The organism is Herminiimonas sp. KBW02, assembly GCF_003852535.1.
GTDB lineage: Bacteria > Pseudomonadota > Gammaproteobacteria > Burkholderiales > Burkholderiaceae_D > Oxalicibacterium.
On record NZ_QAJP01000004.1, the window covers coordinates 841,867 to 854,849 of the forward strand.

Below are 12,983 nucleotides of genomic sequence, written 5' to 3' on the forward strand. Positions count from 1 at the left end.
AAGATTATTGAATCTTTGCTTTGCTACGCAGTTGTTGCTGGAACGCCTGCAGTTTTTTCTGTTGCAGCGATTCCGCGATTTGCGGTTTCACTTCTTCCAGGGTAGGGATCTTCGCTGTACGTACGTCGTCCAGTTTGATGATGTGGTAACCGAATTGGGTTTTCACCGGTGTTTCCGACAGTTCGCCTTTTTTCAGGGCTACCATCGCATCGGAGAATGGCTTCACGAACGAAGCTGGGGATGCCCAGTCCAGGTCGCCGCCGTTTGCTGCCGAGCCAGGATCTTTGGAAGATGCTTTGGCCAGGTCTTCAAACTTCGCGCCGCCTTTCAGCTTGGCGATGATGGCTTTTGCTTCGTCTTCTTTTTCAACCAGGATGTGGCGAGCGTGGTATTCCTTGTCGCTGGCTTGTGCCTTGAAACGATCGTATTCAGCCTTGATGTCGGCATCCTTGACCGGATTCTTTTTCAGGTAATCAGCAACCAGGGCGCGGATCAGGATCGATTGGCGTGCGATTTCAATCTGGTTTTTGACGTCCGCTTGTGCACCCAGGCCCAGTTTGTCTGCTTCCTGGATCAGGATTTCACGGTTGATCAGTTCATCTTTGACCATCGCGCGCAGTTCTGGTGTGTCTTGCTGACCTTGGGAGGTCATTTGCTTGATCATGACATCAGCGCGGGAAGATGGAATGGGCTTGCCATTCACTACGGCCAGGTTTTGTGCCATCGCAGGCAATGAAGCAGATACGATTAAAGCGGCCAGCAAATGAGCAGGTTTTAAGGTCATATTTATTCCTAATGGAAGTTATTTTATTTGAGAGTGACAGCTATTAATTCTCAGCGCGCGTCAGACTTCGGATGGCGCTAGAGCAGTAATGGCTAATGCATGTATTTCTTTGTGCATCATGTCATCGAGACAATCATACACCAGCCGATGGCGATTTATACGGCTCTGCTTTTCAAATTGCGCCGAAATGATGCGCAACCGGAAATGTCCGCCACCGGAGGCTGCACCGGCATGGCCAGCATGCAGGGCAGATTCGTCTTCCAATTGACATTCGAGCGGCGCAAAAGTTTCGTTCAGCCTGGCCTGGATACTATCCATACGTGCGCTCATTGCGGTTCTTTCATGTATTTGGAGAGGAAAAGGCTTTGCGCCACGATGAAGGCAACCATCAGTCCCATGCCGCCGAATAACTTGAAGTTGACCCAGGTTGCAGTGGAAAAACTATAGGCAACGTATAGATTGATCAGTCCCATCGTTATGAAAAAGGCGACCCACGACAGGTTGAGGCGATGCCAGATGCCTTCCGGCAGTGACATTTGCTTCTCCATCATGGTGCGGATCAGGTTCTTCCGAAGGAAGATTTGACTGAAGAGCAGGGCGGCAGCAAAGCACCAGTAGAGTACGGTCGGCTTCCATTTAATGAAGGTTTCGTTATGGAAGTAGATGGTCGCACCACCGAAGACGACGATGATGGCGAGCGACAGCCACAAGGTTTTGTCTATCTTTTTGCCTTTGACCAGCAGGTAGGCGATCTGGCAGACGGTCGCGACGATGGCAATTGCGGTCGCCAGCAGGATAGGTGCTTGCGCTGCAGTGACCAGTCCATCGGACACGACGCCGGACAGGTATTGCTGGCCGAAAGCCTGCGCTGCTTCGGTATTGCCTTCGCCCCATTTGAAGACGCCGAAGAAGAGGATGACCGGGAACAGGTCGAACAAAAATTTCATGTGAGCTAGCCTTATTTCAGTTCTGGAGCCGGGTCAAAACGCAGCGACGCGGAGTTGATGCAGTAACGCAGGCCGGTCGGCGGCGGACCGTCATTGAAGACGTGACCCAGATGCGCATCGCAGACGTTGCAGATGACTTCGGTACGTATCATGCCGTAGGCGCGGTCCATCTTTTCCTTGATGTAGTCCGGGTTCAGCGGTTTGAAGTAGCTCGGCCAGCCGCAGCCGGAATCGAATTTGGTATCGGATGCAAATAGTGGCGTATTGCAGCAGACGCAGGTGTAGATGCCGAATTCGTGATGGTCCCAATAGCGGCCGGTGTATGGCGCTTCGGTCGCGGCATGGCGCGTCACGTCGTATTCCATGTCATCGAGCATGGCACGCCATTCGGCGTCGGTTTTGATTACTTTGTCTATCATGATGAACAACTCACTTCCAGATCGTTGGCCCAGTCGGGCGGTAGTGCAGCATATTTCTCATTCTCAGGCTGCTCGTCAAACGGTTTTTCCAGCACTTGCAGCAATCTAGCGACTTCAGAGTAGTCCTTATTCTGCGCTTTTTCGATGGCGATTTGCGCAAGATAATTACGCAGGATGTATTTGGGGTTGACTGCATCCATTGCAAGCTTGCGTTCGCTGTCTATGCTGTTTTCCTGCTGCAGGCGCGCGCCGTATTGTAGCGCCCAGGCATCAAATGCGGCACGGTCGATGAAGAGATCGCGCAAGTCTTCATGACTATCGCCGTTGCCCGGCTGCAGATTGCCTAGCTGGCGGAAGAAAGTCGTGAAATCAACATGGCTGTCCTGCAGGATGCTAAATAGTGCGTCGATCAGCTGGCGATCGTCGGACTGGCGTGTTTTCAGGCCCAGTTTGGCGTGCATCAATTCTTCAAATTTCTCGGAATATGCCGGTTTGTAGATACGCAGCGCGGCCTGGGTTTCATCCACATCGCCTATCAGTGGCAACAGTGCCTGGCCCAGTGCGTAGCAATTCCATTCGCCGATCTGTGGCTGGCGCGCATAGGAGTAGCGGCCTTGCTGGTCGGTGTGGTTGCAGATGTGGGTGGCATTGAAGGCTTCCATGAAGCCGAACGGGCCGTAGTCGAGTGTCAGGCCGAGTATCGACATATTGTCGGTATTCATCACGCCGTGCATAAAGCCGACTGCCTGCCAGTGCGCGATCATGTGTGCGGTGCGCAGCGTGACTTCCGTCAACAAATCCTTGTACGGATTGGCGCTGGCACGGAACCATGGATAAAAGCGGTCGATGACGTAATCGGCCAGTACCTTCAGCTCATCATGTTTCTCGTTATAGAACCAGTGTTCAAAGGAGCCGAAGCGGACGAAGCTTTGTGCGACGCGAGTAGCGACGGCAGCGGTTTCTGCCTGTTCGCGCATGACCAGCTGGTCTGAGCCAGTGACGCACAGTGCGCGCGTGGTCGGGATGCCGAGCGCGGCCATTGCTTCCGAACACAGGAATTCACGTATCGATGAGCGCAATACGGCACGACCGTCGCCCATGCGCGAGTACGGCGTCAGGCCTGCGCCTTTGAGTTGCAGTTCGAGCCGACCGGAGGGTTCCGTTTCCGGCGCGGGTACATCTCCAAGCAGGATGGCGCGACCATCGCCGAGCTGACCGGCCCAGACACCGAACTGATGACCGGAATAAACAGCTGATAACGGTTTGGATGCAGGTAACAGGCGATTGCCGGTAAATGTTTCGATAAAAGCTTCGGAGCTTGCTTCAGCCACGTCCAGTCCTATCAATGCCGCGGTCGATGCGCTGGCGCAGATCAGGTAAGGATCAGGCAAAGGCGTGGGCATCAATGCCGTGTAGTGCGCAGGCGGCAAGCTCGCGAAGGAGTTCTCCAGCGGCAGGGTGTCGGTGCGATAGAGCGGGTACGGCGGCTTCGGGGCATTCATATTACATTCCTGAGTATCTATCGCGGCTATCTGACAACCACTACAGTAGTGTTACGGTATTGACGTGTATATAGCGACGTCGATATAAAGTTAAGAGCGTATTTTGACAGAGAAGCGAAAATTGGTTACATGCATCTGTGAAAACACAGCTTTTAAAACCCTGCGGTCAGATTCGGTTTTAGGTACAAATATCCCATATATATGGTATAAAAATGACCATTATTTCCAAGAAGAAAATCATCGACTAATGCTCATGCGTATTTCATCCCTCGTACTTGCCGCTGCTTTTACTATCACTGCTTCCACTTCCTTTGCTGAAAATGTCCGGATCGCCTTTATCGATCCGCTGTCCGGCCCGTTCGCACCGGTAGGACAGAACCTGTTCAACAGTTTCAAGACTATTGCGGAACTGTCGAATCAGAAACAATGGGGTGGCCAGAATACAGTGGAGATCGTCGGCTTCGATAACAAGGGGAGTCCGCAGGAGTCGCTGATCCAGCTGAAGTCAGCCATCGACCAGGGCTACCGTTACATTACGCAGGGTAATGGTTCCGGCGTCGCCCTGGCGCTGATTGATGCCATCAATAAACACAATGATCGCAATCCCGGCAAGGAAGTACTGTTTCTGAATCACTCGGCCGGAGATCCGGCGCTGACGAATAGCAAATGCAGCTTCTGGCATTTCCGTTTCGACGCCCATTCCGAAATGAAGATGGAATCGCTGACCACCTACATGGCCAGAGATCCGAAGATCAAGAAGATTTACATCATCGGCCAGAATTATGCGCTGGGGCAGGAAGTATCGCGTTCTGCCCGTGCCTATATGGCGCGCAAGCGTCCTGACGTACAGATAGTCGGTGACGATTTGCATCCTATCGGCCAGGTGAAAGACTTTTCGCCTTACGTCGCAAAGATGAAGGCATCCGGTGCGGATAGCATTATCACAGCCAACTGGGGCGCTGATCTGGCCTTGCTGGTGAAGGCTGCGCGCGACGCCGACCTGAAGGCGAATTTCTATACCTTGTATGCGGCTACCACTGGCGTGCCGACTGCGATGGGCGCAGCAGGCCTGGATCGCGTGAAGTACGTGGCCTACTGGAATCTGAATAATGAAACCTATGCAGGCAAGGAAATCATCGAAGGCTTCAAAAAGAAATATAACGATGATTACTACGCGATGGCGTCCTATACGATGCTGGCCATGCTGGGCAAGGCCTTCAAGGAAACCGGTTCGACTGATCCGCTGAAAGTTGCGCTGGCGCTGGAAGGCATGAAAGTAAAAAGCCTGAATGGCGAGGTCGAAATGCGTAAATCCGATCACCAGGCGCAACAACCCTTGTATATTGCTACCTGGGTCAAGCAGAACAACACCGATGTGAAGTTCGATCAGGAAAACACCGGTTACGGCTGGCGTACCGATCAAAAGATCGATGCCTACGTGGCTGCGCAACCTACTTCGTGTCAGATGAAACGTCCGTCACGCTAATCCGTGATGCCGTGCTATCCGGCTCGGCATGATTCCCCTTATATGAAATGAAGAAGAACCAGGCGTGCCGCAGCATGCCTGGCCAGGAAAGAACGGGCACGTGGAATTTACGCTGATCTCATTGCTGAATGGTTTGAGCTACGGCTTGCTGCTGTTTATGCTGTCATCCGGGCTGACCTTGATTTTCAGCATGATGGGCGTATTGAATTTCGCGCACGCCAGTTTTTACATGATAGGGGCCTACTTTGCCTATAGCATCAGTACTGCCATCGGCTTCTGGCCGGCGCTGCTACTGGCACCGCTGGCGGTAGGTTTGCTTGGCGCGCTGGTCGAACGTTACGGTTTGCGCGTCGTACACAAATACGGCAACATCCCTGAGCTCTTATTCACCTTTGGTCTGTCCTACGTCATCGTCGAAGTAGTGCAATTGGTCTGGGGCCGGGTTGCTGTTCCATACGCCATCCCGGCGGAGTTGCAGGGTTCGCTGTTTACTTTGTACACGACTACCTTTCCCATCTATCGCGGCTTGATGATGCTGGTAGCGATCCTGATGCTGGTCGCCATTTACTTCACATTAACGCGCACGCGCATCGGCCTGGTGATACAGGCGGCCTTGACGCATCCGCAGATGGTGGAGGCGCTGGGGCACAATGTGCCGCGCGTGTTCATGTGGGTGTTTGCCGGTGGTTGTGCACTGGCAGGATTGGCTGGGGTCATCGGCGGTAATGCCTTTGTTACAGAACCGCATATGGCACATGCGCTGGGTAGCATCATCTTTGTCGTGGTGGTGGTCGGCGGCATGGGATCGCTTGGTGGTGCCTTGCTGGCATCCTTGCTGATCGGTGTATTGCAGACCTTTGCTGTAGCGCTCGACTTTTCCTTGTTACATGCGCTGGCTGCAATCGGCGTCAGCATCAATCCAGATGCTCCTGCTTATAGCGTGCTGCGACTGACGATTTCGCAAGTCGCACCTATCCTGCCTTATTTATTGCTGGTGTTGATCCTGATCTTCCGACCCAAGGGTTTGCTTGGAAAGCGGGACGCATGAGCATGGCGCCTGTTAGCTATCGTCAGCGTTGCATGATCTGGTGCGGCTACGTCGCGCTGCTGGTTTTTGCGCCGCTCGTCTTCACGCAAAGTGCCGCGCTGTCCTTGTTGTGTCAGATGGGTACCTTCATCATCTTTGCGCTGTCGTACAACATGTTGCTGGGGCAGGGTGGCATGCTCTCCTTTGGTCATGCCGTGTATTCCGGGCTGGGCGCTTTTTGCGCGATCCATGCAATCAACCTGGTAGCGGCAGGGAATCTGCATATACCGGTTACGCTGATTCCACTGGTTGGCGGCATCGCCGGTTTATGCTTCGGTGCCTTGTTCGGTTATGTAACGACGCGGAAATCCGGCACCACCTTCGCGATGATTACCCTGGGGATCGTGGAACTGGTGTTTGCCTGCTCGCTGATGTTTCCGGAATTCTTTGGCGGTGAAGGCGGTATCTTCACTGACCGCGTGGTGGGCGAGGCTTTCTTCGGCATTACTTATGGTCCGCAGATAGAGGTCTATTACCTGATCGCGGCCTGGCTGCTGTTGAGTACAGTCGCGATGTATGCTTTTACGCAAACACCGCTGGGACGCATCATCAATGCGGTGCGTGACAATCCCGAGCGGGCTGAATTCGTCGGCTACGACCCGCAGTGGGTACGTTATCTGACATTGATGCTGTCTGCTTTCTTCGCCGGGATTTCAGGTGCGTTGACCGCTATTAATTTTGAAATCGTCAGTGCAGAAAACGTCAGCGCCTTGCGCTCGGGCATGATCCTGCTGTTCACCTTCATAGGCGGCACCGGCTTTTTCTTTGGCCCCATCATCGGTGCGATCGTCGGGGTTTTCCTGACGGTGGTTTTGTCCAATTATACGAACGCATGGCAGCTATACCTCGGCGTGTTTTTCGTCTTGCTGGTGATGCTGGCACCGGGCGGTATCGCAGGCTTGCTGATGCAGTTTGTGCATCTGCTGCGGCATCGCAAGCTGATGCAAATGGCGCCGCCTTTGCTACAGGTTTGCGTCGCAGTGGCGCTGATGCTGGCCGGTTTTGTGGTGCTGGTTGAGATGTTGTATCACCTCAGTCTGAATGCGCGGCATGGCACGACGCTGACTTTGTCAGGCTGGACGCTCGACACGGCACAGCCGCAGGGCTGGCTGACAGGTTTGTTACCGCTGCTGATGGGCGCCTTGCTGTGGTGGCGTGCGCGGCCTCGTTTACGGCAAGCATGGACGAGCGTTAATCTGGAAATTGAAAACGCCTTGCAGGTGCGACCATGAATCCGCTTGCACTGGAACTGAAAGATGTACGCAAACGTTTTGGTAATGCCGAGATTATCTGCGGTGCCAATTTGCAGTTGCCGCAAGGGCAGCGCCTTGCATTGATAGGCCCGAACGGCGCCGGTAAATCGACGTTGTTCAACCTGATCTCCGGGCGCTTTACGTTGAGCAGCGGCGACATACTGTTGAACGGCAGCAGCATCGTCGGGCAGAAACCGTATCAAATTAATCGGCGCGGTTTGTCGCGCAGCTTCCAGATCACGAATATCTTTCATCGTCTCAGCGTGTTTGAAAACCTGCGCTGCGCAGTGCTGTGGTCGCTCGGTTATCGTTATTCATTCTGGCAGCGGCTGAATGGTTTGCGTGATGTCACGCAGCGCGCCGAACAGGTGATGGAAGAAATCGGCTTGCAGCGCCGTCGTCATGTACAAGCTGATTTGCTCAGCTATGCAGAGCAACGTGCGCTGGAGATAGGCATCACCATCGCGGGTGGGGCAAGCGTGCTCTTGCTGGATGAGCCGACCGCCGGCATGAGCCGCTCGGAATCGGATGCGGCGGTGGAGTTGATACGCAAGGTGAGCGCAGGCAAGACGCTGCTGATGGTGGAACACGATATGGATGTCGTCTTCGGTCTGGCCGACCAGATTGCAGTCCTTGTTTATGGCGAGATCATCGCCTGCGATACGCCGGATCAGATTCGTAACAATTCTTTGGTACAGCAAGCCTATCTGGGCGCGATGGAGTCCACATGAGCGCCTTGCTCGAAATTAACGATCTGCATGCCTTTTATGGCAAGAGCCATGTCCTGCATGGCGTGTCGTTGAGCATAGGGCAGGGTGAAATTGTCAGCCTGCTGGGACGCAATGGTGTCGGACGCTCGACTACGGTCAAAGCTGCGATGGGCATGGTCGAGGCGACTGGCTCGATACGTTTCAAAGGCGAAGAAATTCTCGGTTTGCCGACTTACAAGATTGCGCGCAAGGGTTTGGGTTATGTCGCCGAGAGTCGCGAAGTATTTCCGACGCTGACCGTAGCGCAAAACCTGTTGTTGGGTGCGCAGGAGAAGTCGCGCTGGCGTGCGGACGATATGTATCGCCTGTTCCCGCGCCTGCAGGAGCGTCAGCACGTGCAGGCTGGCGTGCTGTCTGGCGGCGAACAGCAGATGCTGGCTTTGTGCCGCACCCTGATGGGTGATCCGGAACTGATCATGATAGACGAGCCGACCGAAGGGCTGGCACCGCAAATGGTGCAGCTGGTCGCTAACTTCTTGCAGGAACTGGTGCAGCGCGGCGTATCAGTTTTACTGATAGAGCAGAAGCTCGCCATCGCCCTCGAGATTTCACAGCGCGTATATGTGATGGGGCATGGCCAGGTTGTGTTTGAAGGCAGTCCGCAAGATTTACAGGCGCAAACCGCGATCAGGAACGAATGGCTGGGCGTCTGAGCGCCTGTGCAGCAATCCTGACTTTACACATGTCATCATTAATCGCTATTTTCTCCTTGCTCCCGCAGTTGCTCTGAATTACCTTACTCATCACATGGGATAGTTATCGCCTATCCGATATATTTAAACAATCAAATTCTGATTTTGATAGTTTTTGTATAAAGTTCATAGGCGGTCACTATTCAGGAGTCTGTATGTCCCGATCTTTGTTGCAGTCGCTTATGCCATCGTCATCGCCGGTCTGGCTTGAAGTACTGGCAGCTATTGCGTACGGCCATTGAGCGGGGACTCGCGCAGCGGTCTGTAGTGGTTGCCTTCCTTTTCGATTAATTTTACGTGGCTCATACAGAACCACGCCAACTCCAGGAGACTCCATCATGTCAAGCGAAGCCAAGTGTCCTTTTCCCCATGCCGCGAGTGGCGGCACAACTAACAGAGACTGGTGGCCCAACCAGTTGCGCGTCGATGTGCTCAACCAGCATTCGAACAAATCCAACCCTTTGGGCGAGAAATTCAATTACGCAGAAGAATTCAAGAAGCTCGACTACAAGGCGCTGAAAGCCGACCTGGTCAAGCTGATGACCGATAGCCAGGATTGGTGGCCGGCTGACTTCGGTCACTACGGTCCGCAATTCGTGCGCATGGCCTGGCATGCAACAGGTACCTACCGCATTATGGATGGTCGTGGCGGTGGTGGGCGTGGACAGCAGCGTTTTGCGCCGCTCAATTCCTGGCCGGATAACGTCAACATTGATAAATCGCGCCGCTTGCTGTGGCCGATCAAGCAAAAGTATGGGCAACGTATCTCATGGGCCGACTTGCTGGTATTGACCGGCAATGTAGCGCTGGAATCCATGGGTTTCCGCACCTTCGGTTTTGCCGGTGGTCGCGCTGACGTATGGGAGCCGGATACAGATGTTAACTGGGGTGCAGAAACGACCTGGCTGGGTACCGACAAACGTTTCACCGGTGATCGCGAGCTGGACGAAAACCTGAGTGCGACGCACATGGGCCTGATCTATGTGAACCCGGAAGGCCCGGACGGCAGCGGCGACTATATGGCTGCGGCCAAGGATATCCGCGCTACTTTCTACCGCATGGCGATGGACGATGAAGAAATCGTCGCGCTGATAGCTGGCGGTCATACTTTCGGTAAAACCCACGGTGCTGCTCCCGAGTCGCACAAAGGACCGGAGCCTGAAGGTGCGCCTATCGAAGCACAAGGCCTGGGCTGGATCAGCAATTTCGGTCAGGGACATGGCAAGGACACCGTTTCGAGCGGCCTCGAAGTAACCTGGACCAAGACACCTGCATTGTGGAGCAATAACTTCTTTGAAAACCTGTTCAACTTTGAATGGGAAATCACCAAGTCGCCGGCAGGAGCCAAGCAATGGGTAGCGAAGAATGCCGAGGAAATCATCCCGGATGCACACGTCAAGGGTAAATTCCACAAGCCGACCATGCTGACCACCGATCTGACGCTGCGCTTTGATGCTGAGTTTGGCAAGATTTCCAAACGCTTCCATGAAGATCCGCAAGCGTTTGCCGAAGCATTTGCGCGCGCCTGGTTCAAGCTGACGCACCGCGATATGGGCCCGCGTTCACGCTACCTTGGTCCGGAAGTACCGAAGGAAGAGTTGATCTGGCAAGATCCGATTCCGGAAGTCGATTACAAGCTGGTGGATGCAGCAGATGTCGCTGCACTGAAAGCCAAATTGCTGACTTCAGGATTGTCCGTGAGCGAACTGGTCGGTACCGCCTGGGCTTCAGCATCGACTTTCCGTGGTTCGGACAAACGTGGTGGTGCCAATGGCGCACGCATCCGCCTGGCACCGATGAAGGACTGGGAAGTGAACCAGCCTGCGCAACTGGCCAAGGTACTGAAAGTGCTGGAAGGCATACAGGCTGAATTCAATCAGTCTGCTACCGGCGGCAAACAGATTTCATTGGCTGACCTGATCGTGCTGGCGGGTAGTGCGGGCGTGGAGCAGGCTGCCAAAGCTGCAGGTGTCAACATCACCGTGCCATTTGCAGCAGGACGCAATGACGCACGTCAGGACCAGACCGATGTGGAATCCTTCGCTGCACTCGAGCCACGTACCGATGGTTTCCGCAATTACGTCAGCAAAAAGAGCCGTGTGCCAGCAGAAGTTGCGCTGATAGATAAGGCACAGTTGCTGTGTCTGAGCGTGCCTGAACTGACAGTGCTTATCGGTGGTTTGCGCGCAATCAACATCAACGTGGACGGTGCTAAACATGGTGTGCTGACCAAGACTCCAGGTGTGCTGAACAATGAAGTGCTACTCAATCTGCTGGATATGGGGACGCAGTGGAAGCCAGTGGAAAATGATGTGAATGTGTTCGAAGGGCGCGATCGTAAGACGGGTGAAGTCAAATGGACGGGTACACGGGCCGATCTGGTTTTTGGCTCCAACTCCATCCTGCGCTCGGTAGCCGAGGTGTATGCCGAATCCGATGCGAAAGAAAAATTCGTCAAGGATTTCGTCTCCGCCTGGGTCAAGGTAATGAACGCGGATCGCTTCGATCTGGCGTAACAGCAGTAAGGCAGTCTGAGTAAAGAAAGCGATGCATCTGTCCGGATGCATCGCTTTTTGTTGCGCGTTAAGTTAAATCAGCCATAATCGGCATACGTACACACACCAGCGAACTGCCATGCACATATCCGCCGCGATTCCCATCATGCGTATCTTTGACGAAGCCAAGGCCAAGGAGTTTTACTTTGATTTCCTCGGCTTTAGCTGCGATTGGGAGCATCGTTTCGGAGATAATTTTCCGGTGTATTTGCAGGTGCGACGTTCGTCGCTGATCCTGCATTTGAGTGAACATTACGGCGATGCGACGCCGGGCTCGGCGATCTTTATTCCGATAGAGGATATCGATAGCCTGCACGCAGAGTTGCTGGCGAATGATTATAAGAACGCTAAACCGGGTGTGCAGGATTTACCTTGGGGACGCATGATGGATATCACCGATCCGTTTGGCAATCATCTGCGTTTTTGTCAGCAGTCGTCCGACTAGTCAATTCATTCAATCTGCTACACAATAATTTTCTACCGATAGTTCCCTGATGTAGTGCAGATACTGTTCTGCATTCGCATCCAGGTCTGCATCCGGGATTCCATGTTCTACACCGTAGCAGGCAAAGGCTGGCAGGTATTCGGCGCTGATGTATTCAATTGTCACGCGTAGTGGGCGTAGCAGTTCTTCCAGCGTGTAGTGATAACGTCCATTCTGCTCGTAGTCGATGGCCTTGATGCCAGCCGAAACTGCGACGCCTATACGTTTTCCGGCGAGTTTCTCTGTGCCGCGCCCATAGGCAAATCCATGCGTCAGTACTTCATCCTGCCATTGCTTCAGTAGCGGCGGGGTGCTGAACCAGTAGAGCGGGAATTGCAGGATGATGGTGTCGTGTTCGAGCAGCAGCTTTTGTTCTGCTATCACATCGATCTGGCCATCCGGGTATTGTTCGTGCAGTTGATGGATGGTGACGATATCCGTATTTTTTTGCAATTCCTGTAACCATCTTTTATTGATCACGGACTTGTGTATGTCGGGATGCGTCACAATAACGAGGATCTTCTTGCTGTTCATGATGTGTCCGGTAGTTGTTTGATGACGCATCCTAGCAATGCAGGCGGTGCCTGAAAAGTAGGCACTTTTTTGTTCCTGCTAATTTACACATGAGAGATAGGTGAAGATATGAAGGTTACGGGATTCAAGTTTCCGATTGATGCAACGTTGTATCTGATAGGCGGAAAATGGAAGTGCACGATACTGTGTCACTTGCTGGAACAGGTGCAGCGCCCCGGTGAATTACGTCGCCTCATGCCGGGCATTTCGCAAAAGGTATTGACTGAACAATTGCGCGAACTGGAGAGTGATGGCGTGATAGAACGCATCGTTTATCCGGAAGTACCTCCGCGCGTAGAGTACAAGCCGACCGAGTTTGGCTTGTCGCTGGGCGAGATTATTAACGCGATGTGCGACTGGGGACAGGTGAACTTTGACCGCATCACGGAGGCGCGTGTTCGTCGTGATGGTGAGTGAGCGATGAATGTGTG

General features: G+C 53.5%; 14 protein-coding genes. 8 read left to right on the plus strand and 6 right to left on the minus strand.

What is annotated here, in order from left to right:
• Positions 1 to 4 precede the first annotated feature (4 nt).
• The 5 genes from DBR37_RS08245 to DBR37_RS08265 are packed head-to-tail and all read right to left on the minus strand — an operon-like array spanning position 5 to position 3,652.
• The gene (locus DBR37_RS08245; protein WP_124573949.1) at positions 5 to 784 is read right to left on the minus strand and encodes a peptidylprolyl isomerase; all 780 of its coding nucleotides are present in this window, start codon (positions 782 to 784) and stop codon (positions 5 to 7) included.
• Positions 785 to 844: 60 nt separating this feature from the next.
• Entirely contained in the window at positions 845 to 1,114 is a 270-nt protein-coding gene (locus tag DBR37_RS08250) for a BolA family transcriptional regulator (RefSeq protein ID WP_124573950.1), read from the minus strand.
• Complete coding sequence (locus DBR37_RS08255; RefSeq protein ID WP_124573951.1) at positions 1,111 to 1,731, minus strand: septation protein A; 621 nt, start codon at positions 1,729 to 1,731, stop codon at positions 1,111 to 1,113. Before DBR37_RS08255 ends, DBR37_RS08250 begins: the two co-directional genes overlap by 4 nt.
• Positions 1,732 to 1,742: 11 nt before the next feature.
• Positions 1,743 to 2,150, minus strand: coding sequence for a peptide-methionine (R)-S-oxide reductase MsrB (gene msrB / locus DBR37_RS08260; RefSeq protein ID WP_124573952.1), 408 nt, complete (start codon positions 2,148 to 2,150; stop codon positions 1,743 to 1,745).
• Positions 2,147 to 3,652 carry a YdiU family protein gene (locus DBR37_RS08265; RefSeq protein WP_124573953.1) on the minus strand — a complete coding sequence of 502 codons (1,506 nt, stop codon included), beginning with the start codon at positions 3,650 to 3,652 and terminating at the stop codon, positions 2,147 to 2,149. Before DBR37_RS08265 ends, msrB begins: the two co-directional genes overlap by 4 nt.
• A gap of 247 nt (positions 3,653 to 3,899) precedes the next feature.
• On the opposite strand from DBR37_RS08265, the gene DBR37_RS08270 reads away from it, so the two are divergent.
• The 7 genes from DBR37_RS08270 to DBR37_RS08300 all read left to right on the plus strand — a co-directional run bounded on the left by DBR37_RS08270 (position 3,900) and on the right by DBR37_RS08300 (position 11,940).
• Positions 3,900 to 5,138, plus strand: a complete 1,239-nt coding sequence (locus DBR37_RS08270) for a branched-chain amino acid ABC transporter substrate-binding protein (protein WP_124573954.1) — start codon at positions 3,900 to 3,902, stop codon at positions 5,136 to 5,138.
• A 100-nt stretch (positions 5,139 to 5,238) separates the two neighbouring features.
• Positions 5,239 to 6,186: a branched-chain amino acid ABC transporter permease gene (locus tag DBR37_RS08275; protein WP_124573955.1), complete on the plus strand. Its 948-nt coding sequence runs from the start codon at positions 5,239 to 5,241 to the stop codon at positions 6,184 to 6,186.
• Positions 6,183 to 7,457, plus strand: a complete 1,275-nt coding sequence (locus DBR37_RS08280) for a branched-chain amino acid ABC transporter permease (RefSeq protein WP_124573956.1) — start codon at positions 6,183 to 6,185, stop codon at positions 7,455 to 7,457. The genes DBR37_RS08275 and DBR37_RS08280 overlap by 4 nt, the downstream gene beginning before the upstream one ends.
• Positions 7,454 to 8,209 carry an ABC transporter ATP-binding protein gene (locus DBR37_RS08285; RefSeq protein ID WP_124573957.1) on the plus strand — a complete coding sequence of 252 codons (756 nt, stop codon included), beginning with the start codon at positions 7,454 to 7,456 and terminating at the stop codon, positions 8,207 to 8,209. Before DBR37_RS08280 ends, DBR37_RS08285 begins: the two co-directional genes overlap by 4 nt.
• The gene (locus DBR37_RS08290; RefSeq protein ID WP_124573958.1) at positions 8,206 to 8,901 is read left to right on the plus strand and encodes an ABC transporter ATP-binding protein; all 696 of its coding nucleotides are present in this window, start codon (positions 8,206 to 8,208) and stop codon (positions 8,899 to 8,901) included. Before DBR37_RS08285 ends, DBR37_RS08290 begins: the two co-directional genes overlap by 4 nt.
• A gap of 377 nt (positions 8,902 to 9,278) precedes the next feature.
• Positions 9,279 to 11,456, plus strand: a complete 2,178-nt coding sequence (gene katG / locus DBR37_RS08295) for a catalase/peroxidase HPI (protein ID WP_124573959.1) — start codon at positions 9,279 to 9,281, stop codon at positions 11,454 to 11,456.
• A 118-nt stretch (positions 11,457 to 11,574) separates the two neighbouring features.
• On the plus strand, positions 11,575 to 11,940 hold the full coding sequence (locus tag DBR37_RS08300; RefSeq protein ID WP_124573960.1) for a glyoxalase superfamily protein: 366 nt from the start codon (positions 11,575 to 11,577) through the stop codon (positions 11,938 to 11,940).
• A 9-nt stretch (positions 11,941 to 11,949) separates the two neighbouring features.
• Here DBR37_RS08300 and DBR37_RS08305 read toward each other — a convergent pair whose 3' ends face one another.
• Positions 11,950 to 12,513: an NAD(P)H-dependent oxidoreductase gene (locus DBR37_RS08305; protein WP_124573961.1), complete on the minus strand. Its 564-nt coding sequence runs from the start codon at positions 12,511 to 12,513 to the stop codon at positions 11,950 to 11,952.
• Between the two features lie 108 nt (positions 12,514 to 12,621).
• Between DBR37_RS08305 and DBR37_RS08310 the strand changes: the two genes are divergently transcribed.
• Positions 12,622 to 12,969 (plus strand): helix-turn-helix domain-containing protein, encoded by a 348-nt coding sequence (locus DBR37_RS08310; protein ID WP_124573962.1) that lies wholly within the window; start codon positions 12,622 to 12,624, stop codon positions 12,967 to 12,969.
• Positions 12,970 to 12,983 lie beyond the last annotated feature (14 nt).

Bases quoted from the DNA above. Each gene is read 5' to 3' on its own strand.
- DBR37_RS08270 (WP_124573954.1), top strand. From the start codon at position 3,900: ATGCTCATGCGTATTTCATCCCTCGTACTTGCCGCTGCTTTTACTATC.
- DBR37_RS08280 (WP_124573956.1), top strand. From the start codon at position 6,183: ATGAGCATGGCGCCTGTTAGCTATCGTCAGCGTTGCATGATCTGGTGC.
- DBR37_RS08265 (WP_124573953.1), bottom strand. From the start codon at position 3,652: ATGAATGCCCCGAAGCCGCCGTACCCGCTCTATCGCACCGACACCCTG.
- DBR37_RS08290 (WP_124573958.1), top strand. From the start codon at position 8,206: ATGAGCGCCTTGCTCGAAATTAACGATCTGCATGCCTTTTATGGCAAG.
- DBR37_RS08310 (WP_124573962.1), top strand. From the start codon at position 12,622: ATGAAGGTTACGGGATTCAAGTTTCCGATTGATGCAACGTTGTATCTG.
- DBR37_RS08285 (WP_124573957.1), top strand. From the start codon at position 7,454: ATGAATCCGCTTGCACTGGAACTGAAAGATGTACGCAAACGTTTTGGT.
- DBR37_RS08245 (WP_124573949.1), bottom strand. From the start codon at position 784: ATGACCTTAAAACCTGCTCATTTGCTGGCCGCTTTAATCGTATCTGCT.
- katG (WP_124573959.1), top strand. From the start codon at position 9,279: ATGTCAAGCGAAGCCAAGTGTCCTTTTCCCCATGCCGCGAGTGGCGGC.
- DBR37_RS08250 (WP_124573950.1), bottom strand. From the start codon at position 1,114: ATGAGCGCACGTATGGATAGTATCCAGGCCAGGCTGAACGAAACTTTT.
- msrB (WP_124573952.1), bottom strand. From the start codon at position 2,150: ATGATAGACAAAGTAATCAAAACCGACGCCGAATGGCGTGCCATGCTC.
- DBR37_RS08300 (WP_124573960.1), top strand. From the start codon at position 11,575: ATGCACATATCCGCCGCGATTCCCATCATGCGTATCTTTGACGAAGCC.
- DBR37_RS08255 (WP_124573951.1), bottom strand. From the start codon at position 1,731: ATGAAATTTTTGTTCGACCTGTTCCCGGTCATCCTCTTCTTCGGCGTC.
- DBR37_RS08305 (WP_124573961.1), bottom strand. From the start codon at position 12,513: ATGAACAGCAAGAAGATCCTCGTTATTGTGACGCATCCCGACATACAC.